This window comes from Faecalibacterium sp. i21-0019-B1 (genome assembly GCF_042852915.1).
In the GTDB taxonomy this organism is placed as follows: Bacteria; Bacillota; Clostridia; order Oscillospirales; family Ruminococcaceae; genus Faecalibacterium; species Faecalibacterium taiwanense.
This window is the reverse complement of record NZ_AP031425.1, coordinates 1,722,182-1,744,028: the sequence shown is the minus strand read 5'-3', so window position 1 is coordinate 1,744,028 and position 21,847 is coordinate 1,722,182. Positions and strand designations below refer to the sequence as shown.

Sequence of the window (21,847 nt, the reverse complement as noted above, 5' to 3'; positions counted from 1 at the left end):
GGTGGCAGCATGGACAAGAAAAAAGATACCCCGGCGGAAGTTGAAACCGTCACGGTGACAATGAGCCGCCCGGTGGCGGAAGCTGTGCAGGCTGCTTGCGAGATGTATCTGCGCCTGCACATGGGGCAGTTCAATGATCTTGCGGAAGACCTCTGCATGGCGAAGCACTATGCCGATATGGATGCAAAGCGATTCAAAAACGCAGAGGACGAAAAAGAAGATTTTTACCGGGCACTGGAAAATCGGAACATGATGCAGGACGACATGGATAGAGCTTATCAGATGTTTGCCTGTCACCCACTTATCGAAGACGGCATGCGCATTCCGTACCGGGCAGAACAGGTCTGGCTGGGTATCCGTCATGCGCTGGCGTGGCACGATAAGCCGGAGGGAGACCGGATGAATGTGTGCTTTGATAAGCCGCTGAATCGGTCGGATCAGCCGCAACCGAAAATTGAACTGAATCTGCATCGGTCAAAAGAACGTGATGAACGGATTAAAGTTGGAGATTTGGTTTACTCGAAGATTTTGAAAACGGCCGGAACGGTTCTCCGAGCCGATCCTGATGACTATATTATCGCAGACTTTGATATGAGAAATGGATCGTCAAAGAGATATGCGTGCGAATGGGATGATCTTGTTCTTGTCGAACGAAAGAGCGGAGGAAATGAGCATGAAAAAACGGCTGATTGACGCAGATGCGTTTGCATTGGAACTTCGCACCATAAAAGGCTGCCTGTTAGGGGCACCGGGATGTGGAGAAGACAGGGCAAGGGTCGTGGAGATGGTAGAGAAAACGCTATCTGTCGCTCCGACGATCGAGCCGGAAAGCAATCTGTGGTGGCGCGATGCAAAGGTGGAGCTTCCGCCAAGGCATCACACGCCTTGCCCGCGCGGAAACAACCCGGAGTATGCAAAAGTGAGCGATACGGTCTGGCTTTACTACGAAGATGGAAACCAGACGGAGGGCACGCTTGAAGGCAATTCGTGGTTTGACGATCTGGGGCGCTGCGTTTCGGAAAATCCGGCGGGGTGCAGAGTTTCGCACTGGATGCCGCTGCCTGAGTCGCCTGAAGGAGGGAAAGATGTATGACGCTGGATGAAAGAATCGTGGTTGAAGCGTATACCGGCTATGTGATGACTGGCGGACAGGATAACCCGAAGGAAAACGGTTTGTGCCACAAGTACATAGAGCAGAAAATGGGCCGTCCGGTTTGGACGCATGAATTTGCCTTCAAAGAAGTTCAGGAACAGGTACGCAAAACTGTGCTCCCTGATTTTCTGAAACTCTGTCGTGGTGAGGAAGTTAAACTGAATTTGGAATAATTTTCCAACATAACATGAAGCCCCGTTGAACCGCCGCCTTGGGAAGGCGGCAAGGGGCTTGTATACCGAGGATAAACTAAGGGACACGAGAGCAGCGGCTTGCTTAAAGTTTGCTTAGAGCTTGCTTAGAGCTTGATTAGAAGCAGCCGTTCCCGTGACGGGGGTACAGGGGGAACCCCCTGTATTGTCTCCCCGCGGCAGTAGGGCGTAACGGACAGCAGAGCTCGCCGGAGCGGGGGCGGGGGCAAGCATAGAAGTACACGGGCGGTGGGCGGTTTGGCCTTTATTCAGCAAATTGGACGTTTACGGGAAGGAGGACGCAGTGGGTATGGGCAGCGGCTTTTATGTCAGAGAACAGAAATATATCTGCGGCAAGGATTATGCCACTGCGCCCACCATGCAGGCGGAGCTTTTCGAGGTCTCCGAGAAGGAGCACAAGGCCAGCACCCGGCGGAAGAAAGAACTCGCCACCAGTCTGGCGAAGGAAGCCTACAACCTCCGCAAATCTGGCCGCTATCTCGTCCTGCTGGTAAATACGAACTTTCGCCCCGGTGATTTCTCGGTTACATACACCTACGACGACGAACATCACCCTGCCCCAAATGACCTTGCCCGTGCTGACCGGGATTTCTCCAATGCAATCAAGAAGCTCTACCGCCTTTGCGATAAACAGGGCATCCAGCGTCCAAAGTGGGTCGTGGTGACGGAGTATTGCACCGTGGACCCTGTAACAGGTGAAGTCTTGGGACGGCACCATCACCATGTCATTATGACGCACCCGGCGGGGCTGACCCGGGAAATGGTGGAACAGGCGTGGAATGGCCGGGGTATGGCTCGATGTGAGCCGCTGCACTTCGACCACAACAGCGTGGAAAGCCTTGCCCGGTATATCGTGAAGAACCGCAGATGCAAACGGCACTGGCGGCAGAGCCACGGCCTGCAGCCGCCCAAAATGCCTAGGCCGAACGACAACAAAATGAGCCGAAGCAAGCTGAAGGACGTGTGTGAAAACTGTCTGGAAGACCGGGCGTACTGGGAACGGATGTACCCGGGGTATACCCTGCATCGGTGCGAAGTCGCCATCACGGGCAACTCTACCCGCCACCTGATCGTGAGCCTGTACCGCAAGGAGCTGCCCAAGAACAAAAACAGGAGGAACCAGCCGTGAGCACAAGACTGGAACTGGAAGACCTACCGCCTCGATACCGTGCCCAAGCGGAGAAGCAAATAGCCGACCGCCGCGCAAGGAAAGCCCCGGCGGGGGCAGTATCGCTGGAAGCTGCCGCCAAGACTGCCGGGGAGATCGGGAAGGTCTTCGAGAGCAAGGGCGAGTATGATTTTTACATTGGCACAGTGCTGCCGGGCATCCAGTCCGGCAGGATCATCAAGGCAACGCCGCACGTTGCCTTTCCTTTGCTGCCCGCAAAGGATTTCTGCGCTGTCCATCTCCCGGCGGCAAGGTATACGGCGGATTATGTGCTGGAATATGCCGACGGAACGGTGGAAGTGGTGGAAATCAAGTCAAAATTCACCCGGCGGGCGCAGAGGGACTACATCTACCGCCGCAGGCTGTTTGTTGACCTGATTGCAGAGCCGCGGGGCTATGTGTTCCGGGAAATCATCACCCCGGACACGAAAAACGAGATCAAAGAATGGAAACGTCTGGCTGAACAGGCGGGAAAGGAATCATCATGGGCAAAAGCAGAGCAAGAGTGCCGTCGTACTACCGGCAGAGCATCCAGAACGCTGTAAATCGGCAGATCAACCTTGGCCGCACCAAAACGGCGGCATCACTGAACCGGGAGGCTATCGGACAGGTCGTGTCATACTGCTTTGTAGCAGCGGCACACGACATTCTGGGTTTTGACGCAGGAAAGGCGGCTGTGCTGACCGTCAAGATGAACAATGCGGCGGAACGGTACACGCTGGATCGGGACAAACGAGGGGCACGGAAAGCCCGCATTGCACTGGAAGACCGCACCACGCCGCTGATGGTGGAAACTTTCCTGCTCCCGGCGGGCAAGCTGGGCAAGACGACCAATGAGCGGGAAATCCTTGCCGAACGCCGGGATGCTGCCGACATGGTGGCCCGGTATTGCGTGGAAGCTCTGCACGACATGAGCTATACCGTGGAGCAGATCGCCGCTGTTATGCAAGAGACTCGCTCCAACTTCGAGCAGTTCCTTGGATGGTCCGAGGACGGCGAGATGGTAGCTTACGAGAAGCTGCGCCGTGTGGTGGAGGACATCTACGGCGTGGGGGCTATGGTTGAGCGGGTAAACGGGCAAGGCCCCATCTTTGGCACTGAATTTTGATTTTTCGGGAGGCAGAGCATGAAGACACACGAGGCGGAAGCGATTCTGAAATACTGCGCAGACATTCCACGTCGGCTTTCAATCATCCGCCGCCAGTGTGCCGCTCTGGACGACGAAGTGGACACCCTGAAAGGCATCAACATGGACGGTATGCCCGGCGGAGGGCGGCCCGGGGACAGCACCGCGGCGATGGCCTGCAAGATGGATGATCTGGGCATTGGCGACAGGCTGCGCAGTCTGGAACGTCAGCAGGCTCTTTTGAAGTCCGACGAGGCTTTGATCCGGGGGCAAATTGACCGCCTGGACAGTGTCCACAATCTGATCCTGACAGAATACTACATCGGCCACAAAAAATGGGCAGAAGTGCAGGTCGATGCGGGATACAGCATCCAGCATTTGAAACGGCTTCGGAACGTGGCTTTGCTGGCCTTTGGCCGGGGCATGGAACGGCTGCCCGAGTGCCCCGCCTTATTATCACGCGCGTATAACGTGCGCGAGACCCTGCCCAGGGCAGATGCGTGGCTTGAGGGCGATATTCTCCTATAGGGGAGATCGACCGTCGGGGCCTCACGCAAATGCGCTTCCGCAAATTGTATCCACCCGGCGCAGAAAAACAAACACGACTACCCGGAAATGTGGAAAAGTTGGCAAGAAATTACCCGGCGGGCTGTGCGGCCTGCCGGGTGCTATAGAGAAAGCCCGTCAGGTCATCGACCCGGCGGGCTTTTTTGGATTTCGTGATTTACTTTTCGCGCGGCGGATCAGGCGGCACATTGCGCTTGAAGATGATCTGCGGTTCGTTCGGATCACGGCCTTCCTCTTTGGCGTTCTGGGCGATTTCGTCCATCAGGCCGACAGGAAAACCGTTTTCGTCGAGCGGCCCATCGTAACCGGTGAAGTCAACGACGTTCACGCAGGGCGGTTCGGGGATGGTTTTGTAGTATCTGCCGTCCTCATAGTTCTGATCCGTGACCCGGTTCCAGTAACCAATGTCTCCGTGCTGCTCCTGGGCGGCTTCCATCGCTTCCCGTGCCTGTTCTTCAGTCAATCCGTCGAACAAGAGCCGGGAGCCATCAGCAAAGGCGGCGACCAGCCGCCAAGGGGCGAAAAACTCTGCATCTTTCGTAGAAATGCCTCCTTCTGGGCAGTTAAGCCCCTAAATTGTAGGTTTTGTATCAAAAAGGCGGGTTAAATATGCCGAAATATCATCTTTAGCAGAAAAAGATGAAGTTTCGTTGTCAGGATTTCGATTTCGTGGGGATGTAACCGTTCAGGCAGCGATTGAAACCGCGTTTCGTGAGGGCATCGGTAACTCTGTCCTCTGGGAAGTAGTAAGCAGAACCGTCTGCCGCAGGAACAGCCCCGGCGGGATACTCTGCGCCGGTGTACCAGTCCGTTTCCGTGTCGTACTTGCGATGCAGGTACTTGTAAACGTCGCGCTGGGCTTTGTCGAACACCTCCACGAAAGAGAAGGATGCACAAGGCGGCATCTCTTTTGCCAGCATGGGTGCGTTCTGTGCCAGCCATGCAGCCATTACGGTTTTGGCTGCATTTCGTTTCGGCTTGCCTTCCCGGTGCACCAGATCCAGCAGCTGCACAACAAAGGGCTTTGGCAGATCGTTCAGCACTTCTTCCAGCGGGTACGGATTTTCGTGCAGCAGGGGCGACGTGCGCAGCTCCGGCACGAGATCCAGATCGTGACAGGTGATGGGATTCTGGCGGTCGTCGATGCGCTCACTGGTGTAATACAGCATATCTTTGATTGCGTTCTGTGCCGCGTCGGAAAGCTGCTCCACCAGAGCAACACTGTCTGCAAAGCTGATCTGCGCCTCGTTTCGTTCGCCGGTGATGCGGCCCGTCTTATAGGCCGCATCAATGATACCAAGCTCCATAGCCAGCCGGAAAATGTGCTTGCAGGGCTTTTTGCGCTTTACAAAATCGTTGCAGGTGCAGCTTGCAAGGCTGGCCTGGTACGGCTCTTTGCCGGATCCATAGAAAACCCCGGTTTCGTGTTCCTTGTCCACGGAAAGCGGGCTGGTCTTGCTCTGCTGGGCGCTGGCAAGACGCTTTTCTTCGTCAGTGTCTGCGGGATGCTCTGTCCAGGGGCCGAAGACGGGAATCATAGTCATAACGGGAAACCTCCTTTTCGTGTTTCGCTACTGTCATGATAGAGCAAAACGCAAATAAAAGCGATAAATTAGAACAAGATTTCGTGACGGAATGCAAGAATAACCCCGGCGGGCTGCCGGGGCTGGCTGTCAGAACGGCAGACCGGTATAGTTGCGCATGGGAATGGCATCGGCGGCGGGAACCAGCATATTAAGCAGCTGCCGGTATAAAGCCGGGTTTGCTGCACGCTGGGCACGGAAGTCCTCTAGGAATTGCGCCTGCGCTGCCAGATCAGCCAAGTTTTCGTCATCCACGTTGTAGCATTGGCATTGATCCGGCCCAGCGGAGTATATCCAACATCGAACCATGAAAACACCTCCTTTCCGTTTCGTGATGTTCCAGACGTAAATGTCGGGAAGATGGGGCGGGGTTGCTTTGCCCGGTGCAGCCCTGCCAAAATATCCGGTTTCGTGTTAAGCGTTCAGCTGTAAAAACGTGCTCTGCGTGGGGATCAGGTGCCGGGTGAGGGTGTCGGTGTAGCTGGCCTCCCCCTCGTAGCTGTCAACCACCCGGCGGTCTGCGGCGGCCATATCGTGATAGCTCTTTTTGCCGTAGGTGGGCGGCAGCCAGCCTTTGCGCTGTCCGGCGTAGAGGTTGAAGGACTTCAAAACGTCCGTGTTCGTAAACTCGATGTGGCAGGTGCCTTTCTTGTAAAACGTGGCGGTGAAATAGTGCAGCTGGATCTTCTGGGTCTGGCCGCTCTTTTCGGCGGCATCCAGGACGGCGCGGAGTTCGTCCCCATTGTAGGGCTTGCCGTTCGTGTCCAGGAAGTGCAGTACACGCTCGATCTGGGCAACATGGCCTGTTGCGTTGTACCGGGGGCAGAAACGCCCATCGTATGTATCAAAGGCGTTGCAGCGGAAAATGACCTTGCGGTTGATCTTGTACGCGGAGTTTGTGCACCAGCCGTTGTAATAATGCACGTTCTTGCTGTACTCGTCGTTATAATGCAGGTTCGTCCAGTCGTCGAACAGCTTTATAATTTCGTGGTCGATGCTGGAAAGAAGATTTCGTGAAATTTCTTCCCGGACGGTCAGAATGTTGTACGCGCTGAAGTCGTAGCCTTCAAGCTCTTTGATTCGCTTCTGGTAATCCTGCTGCATTTCGTAGGTCATCGCATCGAACAGCTGCGGCATTTCAAACAGCTGTTTCCAGTACATCCCGCGCAGTTCCCGGATAGCGTCGTTATAAGATTTCGTGAAAGCCATCACAGGGTTTTCTTTCTTACCAGCGCCGGCAGAGGAAAACAACGACTTGATTCCGTTGTACTCTTCATAGATCCGGCGCACACCCTCTGCGGCGGCGTTGTACCGCTCAATGGCTGCCGTGATGGGGTCGGAAGATACCAGGGCGGCAAACTCCGGGTTTTCTTTCAAACGCTCTGCGGTTTCGTTTTTCAGATCCAGCCGGATCCGGCTCACCGGCTCCCGGTCGGGAATGTCCACCGACACAAGCGCCACCTCCACGCGGGCGGCGCGGCGGGCGTTCTTGAACGCATCCGGGATATATTTTACCGTGGCGTGCAGCTCTTCCAGCTTTGCGGCCAGCTCTTTCCGTTCGTTGGTGCAGGGGTTGCGCAGGGTTTCGGCGTTGAGCAGACAGCGGATTTTGCCGCCGTCCTGCATGACATCCAGCGCTTTGAGCAGGTGCGCGGCACCGGCGGAGAAAGGCGGATTCATGACGATTGCGGCGTATTTCGTGGTGGGGCGGAAGGTCAGAAAGTTATCATGCACCACCCGGAAACCGTCTTTCTTCAGCTTTGCGCGGAAGTCGCTGGAAAGCTCGATGCAGTCAAGCTCTGCGCTTCGTGCCTTTTCCTTGTCGTAGCGGTCAACCTCGCCGGTCTTATAGTCGTGGTGGACGTTGAACGCCAGGGCATGGACCTGACGCGCAAGTGCTCCATCACCGGCGGACGGTTCAAGGATGGGTTTCGGGTAGGTGGTGAACCCGGATTTTACTTCCCGCAGGGAGAAAACCATATCAAAGGCCAGGCTGTCCGGCGTGGGGTAGAAGTCCAGGGAATCGTTTGGGGTGGTCATGGTGTAAACCTCTTTTCGTGTTTCGTGATATGCCCGGCGGAATGCTGGGCGGTGGGGTAGGGCCGCTTTGTCCGGTGCGGCCCTACCAGGGCATCCGGTTTCGTGTCAGGCGTTGAGCTGGTAGCCGCGGCGGGCACAGATGAGGCGGAGCCGGGCGGCGGCGATCTGCTGGCGGACCGCTTCGGGCCTGCCGGTGCACTGGGCTTCCCGGCGCAGGTCTTGCAGTGTCCACTGCTGACGGATGATCTCGCGGGCCTGTTCAAAGATGTTGTCAAACTTCTTCATGATTTCGTTCTCCTTTCGTATCATGCAAACAGGCGGTTGCATACCTGCTGTATTTCGTCGTTCGCCTTCATCGGGGCAATGAGCACGGAAACGGCGGCTTTCTTCGGGTCTACGGTGTCCGTTGCCAGGATGGGCGCAAACGGGCTGTTGCTGCTGTGGTAAACAAATTCGTGATGATCCACAAAAGCGTCATACTCCGAATTTATCATGATGGGCCGGGATCCGTTGCGGAACATCCGGAACATGCCCCAGACTTTGCCCTTTGCTTCGACTTCCTGCAAGATCGAAGTGCGTTTGACTTCTTCTTTGCAGGCGCTGAACTTCTGGAACATCTGCGCGGCGGTCAGCTGGTGCGGATCGTTGACCACAAACCCGGCATCGCTGGAAACGATGGTCACGCCGTCGGCGGGTGCGTCCTGCATGGTCACGGGCTGGATAACATCCCGGTAAAGGATGGCGGGCAGCTTGAACGCTGCATAGCCGGTGATGATGTACACGCTGCCGCTCTGGCAGGTGATCCGAACGGCGTTGCGGCTTTTTGCCTGCCCTTTCAGATAGGCGGTGATCTTCTTCACGTTCAGCCCGGCGGGGGTGCTGGTTGCTCTTTTCATATTGCAAAAACTCCTTTTCGTTTTCGTTCTGTTTTTCGTGCCCGGTGCGCTGCCGGGGTAGTGGGGCGGGGTTGCTTTGCCCGGTGCAGCCCTGCCAAAATATCCGGTTTCGTGGTGGTGGGTCATGCCAGCAGCCCGGCGGCGATGCTTTCAAAGTCCAGCTGTTTCACGGGTGCTTCATCCGGCGCGGCTACGGCGGCGGGGGCCTGCTTTGCGTCCTCTACGGCCTTCCGGGTCTTGCGCCAGGCATCCAGCGCGGCGGCCTGACCCTTGCGGTCGGTTTCGGGGACAGCCAGGAAAGCGGCCTTTGCTTCCCGCTCTGCCTTGCGGAGCACATCCGGGGCGGGCTTTTTCGTGGCAGCGGGCTTGCTGGCCTTTTTCGTGGGCAGCGGATCGACGTGCACAAGCTCCGGCAATTCGTGGTGTTCTTCGGTGATGATGGGGGCCGGGGTGCTGGCGGTCTGCTCTGCTGCTGCCTTTGCGGCCTTGCGTTCTGCGGCCAGCTTTTTGTTATACTCCATAATGGCGGCGACAGATCCGAAGCGGCCGGCGGGGGCCTGCTTTGCGTCGTGTACCTGCAAGCAGCTGAACAGGTGCGATTTCGTGGGGTAGAAATGCGGCGCGGGGGCTGCTTCCTTGCCTTCGGCTTCAGCGGCTTCCCGCTGGGCCTTGCTGGGGCGGGTGGTGTACTTCCACAGGTAGCATTCGATCAAATGCGTTTCGCCCTTCTTGACGCTCTTGCCTTCTTTCTTCCAGTGATCGAAGGTGTGCAGCTCTGCCGCTGCAAGGATGATTTCAACGTCTGCGATGGTGGCGGGCTGTTCGTCGCCGTTCTCGTCGGTGGTGACTGCGTTTGCAGCCATTGCGGCGATCTGCTCCGGGGTGTGGTGCGCGGTGGCGATGGCGTGCAGGGTGGCGGGGTCCAGCTTCGCGGCTTCGTTCATGATGATCTGATTGTTGGTCATGCCTTTCATGGTTCGTTCTCCTTTGTTCGTTGTGGTTGATGTTCGGGATGATCTCCCGGCGGCTGCCGGGGTAGTGGGGCGGGGTCGCTTGGCGGTGCGGCCCTGCTAAGGCGTCCGGGGCGTTCAGCCCAAAAGAGCGGCGGCGGCATCCTGCCAGGTGGGGAAGGCGTAGAACGTGCGGCGTTCGTCGTTGGTGTTCTCGCCGGTGATCTGGGCGGCGATCCGCTGCCCGGTGCGGGGGTCCCACCCTTCCAGCCGATACCCGGCGGCCTGAAGGCGGCGGGCTGCAGCGTTCTCCTTGCGGTTCCGTTCGCGGATCTGTTCAAGTGTCATCATGGTGCAGGCTCCTTTCAATCTTCGGTGCAGCCGTGGCAGTAAAGCGCGTCAATCACTTTGTCATCGCTGAAATCTTCCGGGGTGCCGTTCGCGTCAACCACCAGGTCAACGCGGTCATAAATTCGCAGATCGGTTTCAGCGTCCACCACAAAATACCAGTCGTCACCGTCCAGCGCGTCGGTGCACCAGACTTCAACCGCGCCGTCATCGGTGGCGGTCATGCCCTGCACAATGGCCGGGGCGATGTAGCGGCCCAGGGGGCCGACGGTGTAGGGGCATTGCGCCGCGGCCTTTGGTGCGGTGCCTGCCAGCAGTGCGGCCACCAGTGCGGCGGCGGTGGTGATCTTCTTTGCAAGTGTCATGTTCTTTGCTCCTTTGCTTTTCAGGTTTGCCCCGGCGGGCTGCCGGGGTTATGGGGCGGGGCCGCTTTGTTTGAGCGGTGCGACCCTGCCAGGGCATCCGCTTGACTTTACCGCCTTTCGGTGGTAAACTAGCTTACAAGATGCGTTGTGGAAAATTCATCTTGCAAGCCTGTCACCTGCTTTAGTGGGTGGCGGGCTTTTTTGCTGCCTGCTTCTTTTTCCACTCTGCCAGGTAGGCGGCCCAGATCGCTTTTTTCAAAGCGGCGGGGAGCTTGAAAAATTCAATGCTCATGTGTCGGCTCTCCTTTCGGCTTACTCGCAACCGTCCGGCTGTTGTCCGGCTCGCTTGCTGTGGCTGCATTCTAGCATGACGGAATGCCAATTGTCAAGCATGACGGAATGCTTTCTACGTTTTGCACAAAAGAATGACGGAATGCTTGTTGATTTTTGCATGGCGGAATGCCGCTTTTTTTGCTATAATAAACGCAGGCGCGAAAGAGGTGATATAATGCCTATCTCGGACAAAAAGAAAATTTCAAACAGCCGGTATATTGCAAAATGCGATTCAATCCAGATTCGCCCACCAAAAGAACGCGGCGACGAAATCAGAGCGGCCGCAGCCGCAGCGGGTCAAAGTATGCAAAGTTATATTTTACAGGCTTGTGCCGAAAGAATGACCCGTGATGGATTCACCCCGGCGGAATCCGGGGAAGAAGGGGGACTATAGGGGGTTACTGGGGGAAAGTTCTAGCCTGCTAGGTTAAAGCCCTACACCTGCTTCTCACTCCCGTTAGGTGGAGAATCTGACCCCTCCGGCAAACGGCAAAATTGACCCGGTGGAACGGTGCCGGCGGCACCCGTGCCCGGTGCCCCGTGCGGGTGGATCAGGTGCGACCGGAACCAGTGCCCGACGGCCCCGGCCCCGATCAGCACCGGGAAGGATCCGCCCCGCCTCAATCAGCAGAAACGAAAAAGCCAGAGTGAACGGCCTGCGCCGTCCGCCCTGGCTTTTCTTCTGCCAGCTGCCCGCCCCGATCAGCACCGGGAAGGACTGCCGCCGCCCCGATCAGCACAGGGAAGAACCGCGCCGCCCACGGTGACGACCTGCCCGATCTGCCCGGCCTGGGCGGTGACGGCCTGCCTGATGAGCAGCGGACCGCCCGCCCGATCACCTGCCCGGGCTACTCCTTCCAGCCGGAACCCGCCGCCGCCCTGATGACCCCGCCGCCCTGCTGCCCGCACCCCTGCCAGACCCTACCGACAACGCCAGCCGCTAGCCCGCCGGCACCCCGCCGCCAGCCAAACGCCGGAGGGGTCAGATTCTCCACCTAACGGGATAGAGCTTTAGGCTTAGGGCTTAGACCTAGAGGGCTAGAACTCGCCTTATCTATCCCCCTGCCCCCCTTCCTTCTCCGGCCCGGCCTCGGCCATCTCCGGCACCGCCGCCGCCCCGATGAGCAAGGTACTGCCCCCCCGGGGCGGGGCGAATGCGGGTTCCGAAGCCCCAAAAGTTTTCTAGGTATCAATTTTTTTGAAGGGCTTCCCCCCTCCGGCCCGAAAAATAAGGGGGCGGGTCAAAAATTTCAGGGATTTGGGCACCATGGCGGTGGCGTCACCGGGATGGTGCATACCATATTGGTGGAACCAACAAAATGGTGGCTGCTTACAATTTGCAAGCGGCTGATGATTTGTCAGTGCCGCCAAAACATCCAGACAGCGATCTTGTTGAGGTCAACAAAATCGGGAGGAACCATCTTGTCAGGAGCGGCAGTTCACAGAATGTTTACATTTACAAGCCCAGAAACGGCCTTTTGGGGCAAAAGATGAGACACTATGAGACGTTTTTAGTGGTATAATTGGTACAGTGGATTTATGGAAGAAGCCCCACGGTGGAAGCACCGAGGGGCTTTTCTCATATCCGGGTGTGCCGCAGGACCGGCGGCACCACATAGATGCTCTGTCAGACTTTTTGCCTGGCAGGGCATTTTTTATTGCTCGAAAACGGAGGGGTCATAAATGGCAAGGCGAAGCGATGAGCGAGATGCCGCCCGCGCTGAGTACATGGCCCGGAAGAAAAAGGGCGGCGAAGTCAGTCTCCGGCAGCTGGCGGATGATCTGCACCTCAAGTACGATACTGTCCGGCGGTGGAAGTCGAAAGACGGGTGGGATACTCCCACCGACAGGAAGCCCGGCGGACAACCGGGAAACCGGAACGCCGCGGGCAACTCCGGCGGCGGGGCACCGGCGGGCAACCTGAACGCCGAGAAGGACGGTGCCTATTCAAGAATTTTCTTTGATAAGCTCACCCCGGCGGAACGGGGAACCTTTGACGATGCACCCCGGAACGGCGTGGAAGCACTGCAGCACGAGATGGGATTGCTCAAACTGCGGGAGCTGAAGATTCTGGAAAAGATCAAAGAGTACGAGGACATGGACCCGGACACATTGATAACATCAAGCGTACTGGATATGCGCGTTCCGGGTAAGGCCGGCAAGACGGGGAAGAAAGAAGACGGAAAGATACAGACCATGGGAATGTACAGCCGTGATACCCCCTTTGCCCGTATTCTGAAACTGCAGGATGCTTTGTACAAAACGCAGGGCCGCATTGCCGCTGTTGCCGGTGCGCTGCGGGCGGCGGAAGAAGCCGACCGCCGCATGGAGCTGGAACGCCAGCGGTTAGAGCTGCTGCGGATCAGAGCAACGGGCGAAGTGCCGGAGGGCGGTGACGAAGATGGCTCTATACACCAGTAAGGCCGTGGCGGAAGTGCTGGGCGTAACAGAACGCCGGGTGCGGGAGCTGCGGGACGAAGGTGTGCTGTCTGAGGAACGACCCGGCATCTTCAACATGAAAACCGTCGTCAAACAGTATCTCACCTATAAGATCGGCGACAAGGACGATTCATCTCGTCTCACGGCTGCCAGGGCGGACCGGGAAGAGACCCGGGGCAAGATCGAGAAAATGAAGATGGAGGAAGCCCAAGGCGACCTGCACCGCACCGAAGATGTGGAGCGGGGTCTGAAAGCTATCTTTGCCAATTTCAAGAACCGTCTGGAAACCATCCCGACCAAGTACGCCAAGACCATGGCGCAGCTCACAGACCCGGTGGAGGCTCACGACATCCTGCAAAAAGCGGTTGAGGAAGCCCTCATTGAGTTAAGCAACCCGGATGTTGCACTGGCCGAGCCAGAGAAGGAGCCGGAAGATGAGCAGGAAGAATAAATGCCGGGGCTGCGTATGGGGCACCCGGCTGAACGAGATCACGGCATTCTGCCCATTCCGGCAGTGCGTCAAAAAGGGAGGCGGGAACCATGGCGATGATCCATCTGGAACCGCAGACATTGGAGATGTTCAGCCGGGCACTGGACGGACTGAAACCGCCACCGAACCTGTCACTGAGCCAGTGGGCAGATAAATACAGAAAGCTCTCTGCTGAGGCTTCTGCCTCGCAAGGGCAGTGGAACACGGACGCTGCGCCGTTCCAGCGGGAGATCATGGATGCTATCGGAGATGTTCACGTCCGCAAGGTGGTTGCCATGATGTGTGCGCAGGCCGGGAAGACCGAGGGTCTGATCCTGAACACCATCGTTTTTTACATGAGCTACCACCCGGCATCCATCATGGTGATGCAGCCCACGGTGAATCTGGGCGAGTCCTTCTCGAAAGACCGTCTGACCCCGATGCTGCGAGATACGCCGGCACTCCGGGGCCTGGTAAACACCAAGAGCAGATACTCCGGCAACACCATCTCGAAAAAGAATTTCCCCGGCGGAATGCTGGTCATCGTGGGAGCCAATGCCCCCACAGACCTGCGCAGCCGCCCCATCAAAGTGCTGCTGGCAGACGAGGTGGACGCTTACAAGGCCAGCGCAGGCAAAGAGGGCGACCCGGTCATGCTGGCAGAGGAACGCCAGACGACCTTTTGGGACTACAAAACGGTCATGGTTTCCACCCCGACCACAAAAGCCGCCAGCCGCATTCTGGACGAGTTCAACAACTCCACGCAAGAAGAATGGACGGTGCCTTGTCCGAACTGCGGCTTTTATCAGCCGTTTGTGTGGGACAACATGGTGTTCGACAAAGACAAGTGGCCGGACGGCGGTGTGCAGTACCGCTGCACCGAGTGCGGCTGTCTGGACAACGAATACCGCTGGAAGAAAGGTAGCGTAAAGGGCAAGTGGGTGCCGGAGCACCCGGAACGGTCCGTGCGCGGCTTCCACATGAACAAGATGGGGTCCACGCTCTGCGGGTGGGACGAGATCGTGACAAAATTCATTGCTGCCGATCTGGACGCTGCCCGCGGCGATTACGAGAAGATGCAGGTCTTCGTGAACACGAACCTTGGCTTGCCGTGGGAAGAACCGGGCGAAACCGTGGAATCTGCCGCTCTGATCGACCGTCGGGAGTTCTACGAGGCCGAGGTGCCCGACGGCGTGATCTACCTGACCGCCGGTGTCGATACGCAGGACAACCGCTTCGAGATCGAAGTGGTGGGCTGGGGCATCGGCAAAGAAAGCTGGGGTATCCGCTACCAGCGCATTTTTGGTGACTTGAAGCGCGGCCAGATATGGGCCGATCTGGACGAGTTTCTATCTCAGACGTGGAAAAAGAAGGACGGTACAGAGCTGTCCCTCCGCTCTGTCTGCATGGACAGCGGCGGACATTTCCCGGATCAGGTCATTCGCTTCTGCAAAGAGCGGGAAGACCGCCACATCTGGGCAATCAAAGGCCGCGGCGGTATGGATGTTCCGTACATCCGCAACCCGACCAAGAACAACCGGGTCAAAGGTGAGCTGTTCACGCTAGGCGTTGACACCGGCAAGAACCATGTCCTTGCCCGGCTCAAAGTGCTTATCAAGGGGCCGAACTACTGCCACTTCCCGGCGGCAGAAGATGCAGGCTATGACGAGAATTATTTCAAGATGCTGACCGCAGAACATAAAGTGACCCGCTGGAAAGGCGGGCGCAAGGCGGAACGGTGGGAACTGAAGGACCCGGCGCAAAAGCGCAATGAGGCATTCGACGTTCGGAACTATGCGACGGCGGCACTGGAAATCTCGAACCCGCAAGGCCTGGAAGTGCCCGGCGAGGAAACCGCCCGCCCTGCAAAGCAGCAACACCAGTACCGAAGAAGAAGATCGGGAGGAATTTAACCGATGGCAATTATTTCAAAAGAGGACGCACAGCGACATTTGGAAATGTGGCTGGAAGCGGAAGCAGCTGTTTCCACAGGCCAGAGCTACCAGATCGAGCAGATGCAGCTTACCCGGGCCAGCTTAAAACAGATTCGGGAAACTATCATCTTCTGGGAAAACAAGGTGGCCGAGGCGGAACGGGAAGAGCGTGGCCGGGGCAGGAACCGTATGTATCACTTCTCGCCCCATGACGTGTAAGGCGGTGAAACCATGGCAAATATTCTGGATAAAGCAATCGCGGCAATCTCCCCCGAAAAGGGGTATCGCCGCGCCGTGGCCCGTACTGCCCTATCCGTCTTGAACAACGGCACGGGATATGGAAACTATGGTGCATCCCACACATCGCGCTCTATGAGAAGCTGGCGCGTCGGCGGCGGCAGCGCAAAGGAAGACATTGAGGATAACCTCGAAACCCTGCGCAAACGGAGCCGGGATGCTTATATGGGCATTCCGCTTGCTACGGGTGCCATCAAGACGCTGCGCACCAATGTGGTGGGCAGCGGGCTGGTGCCCACGCCGCAGGTGGATGCCGACTATCTCCATCTGACTGAAGAAAAAGCCGACCAGCTGCAAGCGCAGATCGCAAGAGAGTTCAGCCTTTGGGCGGACAGCACAGCCTGCGATGCCGCCGGCATGGACAATTTCTGGCGTTTGCAGACCTTGGCGTTTACCAGCTTCCTGATGAACGGAGACGTGTTTGCCGCAGTTCAGTTTCGGGAGCGTCCGCACTGGCCGTATGCGCTGCAGCTGCGCCTGATCGAAGCAGACCAGGTGTGCAGCCCTGACCGCACGGATCATCTGGCCCCCGGAAAGGTAAACGGCAAGAGCGTGTTTCAGATCGTGCAAGGAGTGGAGACCAACGAAGCCGGAGAAATCGTTGCCTACTGGGTGGCCAATCGACACCCGTTGGAATACGAAAACCCGGTGCCGCTGCAGTGGATCCGAGTGGAAGCACATGACCCGGAGACCGGGGAACCGAACATTCTGTGTGTTACACAGAGAGAGCGTGCCGGGCAGCGGCGCGGCGTTCCACTGCTGGCTCCCGCACTGCCCACGTTGAAGCAGATGGGAAGATACACGGACGCAGAGCTTTCCGCAGCAATCGTTTCGTCCTGCGCTACCCTGTTCATCCAGAGAGATGGGCAGAGCGATATGGCTCCCTTCGGAGAAGACCCGCCCGAAAAAGCGGACAACCCGGATACTCCTGCCGATGAGCTGGCAATCAACCTCAGCCCGGCGGCGGTGTTTGACCTTGCCCCGGGCGAAAAAGCAAACCTGATCGACCCGAAACACCCGACCACCACCTACGACGGTTTTATGATGGCGATGTCCAATCAGGTGGCGACGAGCGTAGAAATCCCGTCGGAGGTGCTGTACAAAAAGTTTTCGTCCAACTACTCCGCCAGCCGCGGAGCATTGAACGAGTTCTGGCGCACCTGCGGAACGCTGCGGGACAGCTTTGCAGACGATTTCTGCCAGCCGACCTACGAAAAGTGGTTTGCCGAGGCGGTGGCCCGCGGGCGTATCAATGCCCCGGGATTCTTTGATGATCCGGCGGTGGCGAAAGCCTACATGGGCTGCACATGGAATGGTCCGGCCAGAACCAACTTGGACGCGAAGAAAGAAATCGAGGCGGCGATCCTGCGCATGGACAAGGGTATCAGCACTGCCGAGCAGGAAACGGCGCAGATGACAGGAGGAAGCTGGCGGGCAAATATGCGCCAGCGCAAGTCCGAAATGGAGAAAATAAAGGAGGTAGGGTGCGATGGGCAAACCCAGTTCCAAGACGACCCCGAAGACGACAAATAACAAGTTCTGGAAGTTCTGCAATCTGGCTGATAGCCAGAAAGCGGAGCTTTTTCTTTACGGCGACATTTCCGAAACAAGCTGGTGGGGCGATGAAGTCACCCCGAAACAGTTTGCGGACGATCTCGCCGCTCTGGGCGATGTGACCGAGATCACCGTGTACATCAACTCCGGCGGCGGTGACGTGTTTGCAGCTCAGGCCATTGGCAATCAGCTGGAACGCAATGCTGCCACTGTGACCGCCCATATCGACGGCCTGTGCGCCAGTGCTGCCACTATCGTTGCCTGCCACGCTGATAAGGTGGTGGCAGCAGCTGACAGCACCTACATGGTCCACCCGGTGAGTATGGGAATCTGTGGCTACCTGACGGCGGCTGAGATGCGGGATTACCTGAAGGCATTGGACACTACCAGAGAGAGCATTGTCTCCCTGTACGCCAAGAAGACCGGCCACGATGCAGACGAGTGCGCAAAGTGGATGGATGAAACAAACTGGTGGACGGCAGATGAAGCCAAGGAAAACGGCTTTGTGGACGAGGTGGACGACGCTGAGGAAGACGCTGTGGTGGAGAACCGCAACGGCATCCTGTTCGTCAACAGCGTCGGCACCCACCTGCCTTTCAACGAGGCACCCGAATTTGTCAGAAACCGGGCAAAGGCAAAAAAGCCTGTCACCCGGCCTGAAAATAAAACCCCGGCGGAACTGCCGGGACACAACGACCATGGGGAGGTAAAAGACATGGAAATCAAGACCGTTGATGATCTCCGCAAGGCGTACCCCGATATGGTGGCACAGATCGAGAATGACGCTGCCACTACCGAGCGTACCCGCATCAAGGAGATCGAGGACAGCACCATTCCCGGTGCTGAGGACGAGGCAAACGAGGCAAAGTTTGTGAAGCCTGTGGATTCTGCGGCGTTTGCCAAGGCGGTGATTGCCAACATGAAGGCAAAGCAGAACGCTCAGGGCAAGGACTATCTGGACAAGGCGAAGAAGTCTGCCCAGAACTCCGGCGCAAACGACATCCAGAATCCGCCCCCTGCGGACCCGAAGCCGGAAAACGCACAGGAAAAGGGCCTGATGAACGCAATTCACAAGATGAACGGTGTGAAGTAAGGAGGACAAGGTTATGAGCATGGATATGGAAAGAAAGACCTATTCCACCGCCCCGGAGTATTTCATTGCCGGCACGGACATCGGCATCGCCAAGGCTACCAAAAAGGCCAGCGCAGCAGTTGAGGCACACGCCCCGGTGCTGCTGGCCGATGGCAAGGTGAAGCCCATCGCAAAGGTGGACGGCAGTAATCCTCTGTCCGTTACCGGGCTGTACGGCATCACCGCAGACAGCGCAGCGGCAGACGAGGAAGTACCCATCTATCTGACGGGTGAGTTTTTCGCTGACGGTCTGGCGCTGCCCGAGGGCGTGAAAGCAGCAGACGTGGAAGTTGCCCTGCGCAATCTGGGCATCTTCCTGAAGTGATAGGAGGTAACAACTATGGCTAACGAAATCAGCATCTATGAGCCTCGGTGTCTGGCCGAGGTCGTGCGCACCACTCCCCCGGTGCGCACTTTCTTCCTGGACAACTATTTCACCAACATCAAGACCTTTGCCACCAAGAGCGTGGACATCGACGTTGTGAAGGGCGACCGCCGCATGGCTTCCTTCGTGCATCCTCTGGCCGGCGGCCAGGTGCTCAAGAATGAGGGCTATCAGACCGAGAGCTTTACTCCGCCCCTGATTAACCCTATGACTGTCACCACCGCAAACGATGCAATGGAGCGTATGCCTGGTGAGGACCTGTATTCCGGCATGACCCCCGAAGAACGTGCCGCCAAGCAGTTGATCGAGGACTACCAGCGTCTGAACGATGCTGCTACCCGCCGCGAGGAGTGGATGGCAGTGCGCACCATCATGGATGGCCAGATTCCCGTTGTCGGACCCGGCGTGAACAAGGTGATCGACTTCGGCTTTACCAACAAGGTGAAGCTGGACGGCACGAAGAAATGGGGCGCATCTGCCGCCAAGCCTCTGGATAATCTGGAAGACTGGGTGGATCAGGTGCTGGAAAACGGCTTTGCCAATGTGGATCACGTTGTTATGGGCAAGACTGCCCTGCGCAACTTCCTGGCTGACACCAACGTGCAGAATATGCTGGACAACCGCCGCATCGAACTGGGCATTATCAACCCCAAGGACCTGCCCAATGGCGCGCGCTACATCGGCCACCTGAGCAAGCCCAGTCTGGATATTTACACCTATGGTGAGGTTTATATGGACGACTGGACCGATCCTTCTGCCCCCGTTACCAAGCGGCTGGTGGATGACAACAAGATCGCTCTGCTGCCCTCTAACCCCAACTTCATGCGCGCTTACGGCCTGACTTCCTACATCGACGATACCAAGCGCACCATCACCGCCCAGACCAACCGTCTGCTGCGCACCTATGTGAAGCACGGCCCCGACCGCATGATCCTCGAACTGCAGACCCGCCCGCTGACCATCCCGGACAAGGTGGACAGCTGGCTGGTTGCTGAGGTGTGCTAAGACTATGCTGGACGTGGATGAAGAGTACGGTACGCCAAGCGACCCGAAGCCGCTGCCGACGTTCAAAGACCGGGTGGCACTGGATGTGCAGAACGTCTTCTTTAACCTGAATGAATTTGCAGAGAAGCGATTTGTCGATGGTAAAGAGATGGTCTGCATCACCCAGCACCCGGGAACTGGCGAACGTGCAGCGCACTGGGAGGGCGGCGCAAAACAGAGCTTCGACCAAGGTATGTACAAGGCTGATCTGCTCCTGTTCGTCAAACAGGAAGAGTACGGCCCAATGCCGAAGAACGACAAGCTCATAACGCTGGACAAGAAGCGGGATTACAGAATTAAATCCTGCTCCCTGAAAGCTGGCGTGTACCGCATGGAGCTTGAGAGGGTGAGGTAAATGGCGTATTTCAAAACTGGGTACGATGCTTCCACCATGACGGTTTCCGTCAACGATGAGGAAGTTTACCGGGCACTCGGCGTTCTGGCAGATAAGGCACCGGCGGCGTTGAAGGTGGCTGTCAATACCACCGCACGTCAGACGAGAAAACTCATGCTGCAGGAAGTTAAGAACCGATACGACCTCAATGCTGCTGGGAAGCGCATGATCGAAGACCTGCGCCAGCGTCAGAAAGCGACCAACCGCCGCCCTGCGGCGATCCTTGCCATTATGAAGAACGATCCCGGCGCATTCCGGGCAGACTTGGGCTATTTCCGAACCAGCCCCACGAAACCCTACATGGGACCGTCTGTCCGCAATGCGCCACCGTTCTTTCAGGCGCACGTCCTGAAAGGCAGCCCGATGATAGACCTCGGCGGAACCAGCGCAAAGAGCAAAGGCTTCCTCGTGAAGTTTAAGTCGGGGCATGTCGGCATGGTGCAGCGTCAGCTCGGCGTACCTGCGGATAAGGATTACACGGAGAGCGGAAAGAAACGCTGGAAACCAAACGAGAAGCTGGCAACGCTGTCCAGTCCTTCCGGCTCTGCCATGCACCATACCGTGTGGGAGATGCAGGAGCAGACGGTGGAGCAGATGCTGCAGCAGAACACAGAACGCCGTGTGCGGCAGCTAATTGCCAATGCCAAGAGAAAGGGCGTGATCTGATATGGCGGAGAAAATCGCTGGATATACCAGCGAGATGTGCCAGCAGGCTATGATCGACGAGCTGAAAGAATTGTTTCGGGATATGAAGTTCAATGGGCAGGAAAGCCCGAAGTCCTTGCAGATTTTCAAACAGTTCCTGCCAATCCAGACCAATGACGACGATGATGTGGACACAAACGATTCCATGTACCCCTGCATCATCGTGATCGAGACCAGCGGTGAGCAGAACAATGAGCAGGACCCGCAGCTTGTGCTGATCCAGCTCGTGATCTGCTGCTATGACCGCGGGATAGACCGACAGGGGTATGTAGATACCGTGAACATCAAGGAAACTATTATGCAGCACTTCAAGCGCAAGCCCGTCTTTGGCGGTGCGTTTGAAGTGACGTATCCCCGCAAGTGGGAGCTTTCTGAAGATGACATGGATTACTACTACTGGGGAATCGTGAATCTCGTTTGCAAGACCCCCAACGGTCTGAGAAACGAAGAAGTGGAGGCTTTGATATGAGTGACGAAAAGAAAACCGCTGCCGCAGTGGACAAGGCTCCGGCGGTGCAGGCTGTTGCCTACTGCGGCCCGACCATCAAGGGCGTTGCACCGCAGTACACCGTTTTTGTGGACGGAATCCCCGAAAAGCTGGCCGAGATCGCAGAGGAACACCCGGTCGTAAAAGCTCTGATCGTTCCTCGTGAAAAACTCGCAGAGATGCGGGTGAAAGTGGAGCAGAACGGCACCCGGGAGAACCTTCTCTACCAGAACGCCGTTTCTGTGCTGTGATAGGAGGATGAAACA

Annotated in this window: 29 protein-coding genes; 20 read left to right on the top strand and 9 right to left on the bottom strand. The window is 57.2% G+C overall.

Features of this window, described 5'->3' with window-relative positions:
- Positions 1 to 9: 9 nt before the first annotated feature.
- From ACGHP1_RS08865 to ACGHP1_RS08835, 7 genes are all read left to right on the top strand, one after another.
- A complete protein-coding gene (locus ACGHP1_RS08865) occupies positions 10 to 693 on the top strand; it encodes a hypothetical protein (RefSeq protein WP_390509047.1) in 684 nt (227 codons plus the stop codon).
- Complete coding sequence (locus tag ACGHP1_RS08860) at positions 674 to 1,093, top strand: DUF551 domain-containing protein (RefSeq protein ID WP_390509045.1); 420 nt, start codon at positions 674 to 676, stop codon at positions 1,091 to 1,093. Before ACGHP1_RS08865 ends, ACGHP1_RS08860 begins: the two co-directional genes overlap by 20 nt.
- Positions 1,090 to 1,326, top strand: a complete 237-nt coding sequence (locus ACGHP1_RS08855; protein WP_390509043.1) for a hypothetical protein — start codon at positions 1,090 to 1,092, stop codon at positions 1,324 to 1,326. Before ACGHP1_RS08860 ends, ACGHP1_RS08855 begins: the two co-directional genes overlap by 4 nt.
- Before the next feature lie 328 nt (positions 1,327 to 1,654).
- Positions 1,655 to 2,494, top strand: a complete 840-nt coding sequence (locus tag ACGHP1_RS08850; protein ID WP_390509041.1) for a hypothetical protein — start codon at positions 1,655 to 1,657, stop codon at positions 2,492 to 2,494.
- Complete coding sequence (locus ACGHP1_RS08845) at positions 2,491 to 3,078, top strand: hypothetical protein (RefSeq protein WP_390509039.1); 588 nt, start codon at positions 2,491 to 2,493, stop codon at positions 3,076 to 3,078. Before ACGHP1_RS08850 ends, ACGHP1_RS08845 begins: the two co-directional genes overlap by 4 nt.
- Positions 3,018 to 3,641: a hypothetical protein gene (locus ACGHP1_RS08840; protein WP_390509037.1), complete on the top strand. Its 624-nt coding sequence runs from the start codon at positions 3,018 to 3,020 to the stop codon at positions 3,639 to 3,641. Before ACGHP1_RS08845 ends, ACGHP1_RS08840 begins: the two co-directional genes overlap by 61 nt.
- An 18-nt stretch (positions 3,642 to 3,659) precedes the next feature.
- A complete protein-coding gene (locus tag ACGHP1_RS08835) occupies positions 3,660 to 4,187 on the top strand; it encodes a hypothetical protein (protein ID WP_390509035.1) in 528 nt (175 codons plus the stop codon).
- A gap of 196 nt (positions 4,188 to 4,383) precedes the next feature.
- Here the strand turns inward: ACGHP1_RS08835 and ACGHP1_RS08830 are convergent, their stop codons facing one another.
- From ACGHP1_RS08830 to ACGHP1_RS08790, 9 genes are all read right to left on the bottom strand, one after another.
- Positions 4,384 to 4,662 carry a hypothetical protein gene (locus ACGHP1_RS08830; RefSeq protein ID WP_390509033.1) on the bottom strand — a complete coding sequence of 93 codons (279 nt, stop codon included), beginning with the start codon at positions 4,660 to 4,662 and terminating at the stop codon, positions 4,384 to 4,386.
- Between the two features lie 217 nt (positions 4,663 to 4,879).
- Complete coding sequence (locus ACGHP1_RS08825; protein WP_390509031.1) at positions 4,880 to 5,770, bottom strand: SWIM zinc finger family protein; 891 nt, start codon at positions 5,768 to 5,770, stop codon at positions 4,880 to 4,882.
- Positions 5,771 to 5,899: 129 nt separating this feature from the next.
- Positions 5,900 to 6,049: a hypothetical protein gene (locus tag ACGHP1_RS08820; RefSeq protein WP_207665845.1), complete on the bottom strand. Its 150-nt coding sequence runs from the start codon at positions 6,047 to 6,049 to the stop codon at positions 5,900 to 5,902.
- A gap of 174 nt (positions 6,050 to 6,223) precedes the next feature.
- Complete coding sequence (locus ACGHP1_RS08815) at positions 6,224 to 7,849, bottom strand: DUF4942 domain-containing protein (RefSeq protein WP_390509028.1); 1,626 nt, start codon at positions 7,847 to 7,849, stop codon at positions 6,224 to 6,226.
- Between the two features lie 105 nt (positions 7,850 to 7,954).
- The gene (locus ACGHP1_RS08810; protein WP_249235876.1) at positions 7,955 to 8,134 is read right to left on the bottom strand and encodes a hypothetical protein; all 180 of its coding nucleotides are present in this window, start codon (positions 8,132 to 8,134) and stop codon (positions 7,955 to 7,957) included.
- A 20-nt stretch (positions 8,135 to 8,154) separates the two neighbouring features.
- Positions 8,155 to 8,745, bottom strand: a complete 591-nt coding sequence (locus ACGHP1_RS08805; RefSeq protein ID WP_249235877.1) for a hypothetical protein — start codon at positions 8,743 to 8,745, stop codon at positions 8,155 to 8,157.
- Between the two features lie 122 nt (positions 8,746 to 8,867).
- Complete coding sequence (locus ACGHP1_RS08800) at positions 8,868 to 9,719, bottom strand: hypothetical protein (RefSeq protein ID WP_249235878.1); 852 nt, start codon at positions 9,717 to 9,719, stop codon at positions 8,868 to 8,870.
- Positions 9,720 to 9,833: 114 nt separating this feature from the next.
- Positions 9,834 to 10,046: a hypothetical protein gene (locus tag ACGHP1_RS08795; RefSeq protein ID WP_279060256.1), complete on the bottom strand. Its 213-nt coding sequence runs from the start codon at positions 10,044 to 10,046 to the stop codon at positions 9,834 to 9,836.
- Between the two features lie 14 nt (positions 10,047 to 10,060).
- On the bottom strand, positions 10,061 to 10,408 hold the full coding sequence (locus tag ACGHP1_RS08790; protein WP_390509025.1) for a hypothetical protein: 348 nt from the start codon (positions 10,406 to 10,408) through the stop codon (positions 10,061 to 10,063).
- Positions 10,409 to 10,916: 508 nt separating this feature from the next.
- Here ACGHP1_RS08790 and ACGHP1_RS08785 point away from each other — a divergent pair.
- The 13 genes from ACGHP1_RS08785 (at position 10,917) to ACGHP1_RS08725 (ending at position 21,832) form a co-directional block, all read left to right on the top strand.
- A complete protein-coding gene (locus ACGHP1_RS08785) occupies positions 10,917 to 11,135 on the top strand; it encodes a hypothetical protein (protein ID WP_120081104.1) in 219 nt (72 codons plus the stop codon).
- Between the two features lie 1,289 nt (positions 11,136 to 12,424).
- On the top strand, positions 12,425 to 13,162 hold the full coding sequence (gene terS / locus ACGHP1_RS08780) for a phage terminase small subunit (RefSeq protein ID WP_390509023.1): 738 nt from the start codon (positions 12,425 to 12,427) through the stop codon (positions 13,160 to 13,162).
- Complete coding sequence (locus ACGHP1_RS08775; RefSeq protein WP_390509021.1) at positions 13,143 to 13,631, top strand: hypothetical protein; 489 nt, start codon at positions 13,143 to 13,145, stop codon at positions 13,629 to 13,631. Before terS ends, ACGHP1_RS08775 begins: the two co-directional genes overlap by 20 nt.
- 89 nt (positions 13,632 to 13,720) lie before the next feature.
- Complete coding sequence (locus ACGHP1_RS08770; protein ID WP_390509019.1) at positions 13,721 to 15,562, top strand: phage terminase large subunit family protein; 1,842 nt, start codon at positions 13,721 to 13,723, stop codon at positions 15,560 to 15,562.
- A 3-nt stretch (positions 15,563 to 15,565) separates the two neighbouring features.
- On the top strand, positions 15,566 to 15,802 hold the full coding sequence (locus ACGHP1_RS08765) for a DUF6148 family protein (RefSeq protein WP_371290652.1): 237 nt from the start codon (positions 15,566 to 15,568) through the stop codon (positions 15,800 to 15,802).
- A 12-nt stretch (positions 15,803 to 15,814) separates the two neighbouring features.
- Positions 15,815 to 17,413 carry a phage portal protein gene (locus tag ACGHP1_RS08760; protein ID WP_390509016.1) on the top strand — a complete coding sequence of 533 codons (1,599 nt, stop codon included), beginning with the start codon at positions 15,815 to 15,817 and terminating at the stop codon, positions 17,411 to 17,413.
- Positions 17,370 to 18,527, top strand: coding sequence for a head maturation protease, ClpP-related (locus tag ACGHP1_RS08755; RefSeq protein ID WP_390509014.1), 1,158 nt, complete (start codon positions 17,370 to 17,372; stop codon positions 18,525 to 18,527). Before ACGHP1_RS08760 ends, ACGHP1_RS08755 begins: the two co-directional genes overlap by 44 nt.
- A gap of 13 nt (positions 18,528 to 18,540) precedes the next feature.
- Positions 18,541 to 18,891 (top strand): hypothetical protein, encoded by a 351-nt coding sequence (locus tag ACGHP1_RS08750; RefSeq protein WP_390509011.1) that lies wholly within the window; start codon positions 18,541 to 18,543, stop codon positions 18,889 to 18,891.
- A 15-nt stretch (positions 18,892 to 18,906) separates the two neighbouring features.
- Positions 18,907 to 19,956, top strand: coding sequence for a major capsid protein (locus ACGHP1_RS08745; protein ID WP_371290648.1), 1,050 nt, complete (start codon positions 18,907 to 18,909; stop codon positions 19,954 to 19,956).
- Positions 19,957 to 19,960: 4 nt separating this feature from the next.
- On the top strand, positions 19,961 to 20,350 hold the full coding sequence (locus ACGHP1_RS08740; protein ID WP_371290647.1) for a hypothetical protein: 390 nt from the start codon (positions 19,961 to 19,963) through the stop codon (positions 20,348 to 20,350).
- Complete coding sequence (locus tag ACGHP1_RS08735) at positions 20,351 to 21,055, top strand: hypothetical protein (protein WP_371290646.1); 705 nt, start codon at positions 20,351 to 20,353, stop codon at positions 21,053 to 21,055. It abuts the gene before it with no gap.
- A gap of 1 nt (position 21,056) precedes the next feature.
- The gene (locus ACGHP1_RS08730; RefSeq protein WP_371290645.1) at positions 21,057 to 21,563 is read left to right on the top strand and encodes a hypothetical protein; all 507 of its coding nucleotides are present in this window, start codon (positions 21,057 to 21,059) and stop codon (positions 21,561 to 21,563) included.
- On the top strand, positions 21,560 to 21,832 hold the full coding sequence (locus ACGHP1_RS08725; protein ID WP_371290644.1) for a hypothetical protein: 273 nt from the start codon (positions 21,560 to 21,562) through the stop codon (positions 21,830 to 21,832). The genes ACGHP1_RS08730 and ACGHP1_RS08725 overlap by 4 nt, the downstream gene beginning before the upstream one ends.
- The last annotated feature ends 15 nt before the right edge of the window (positions 21,833 to 21,847 follow it).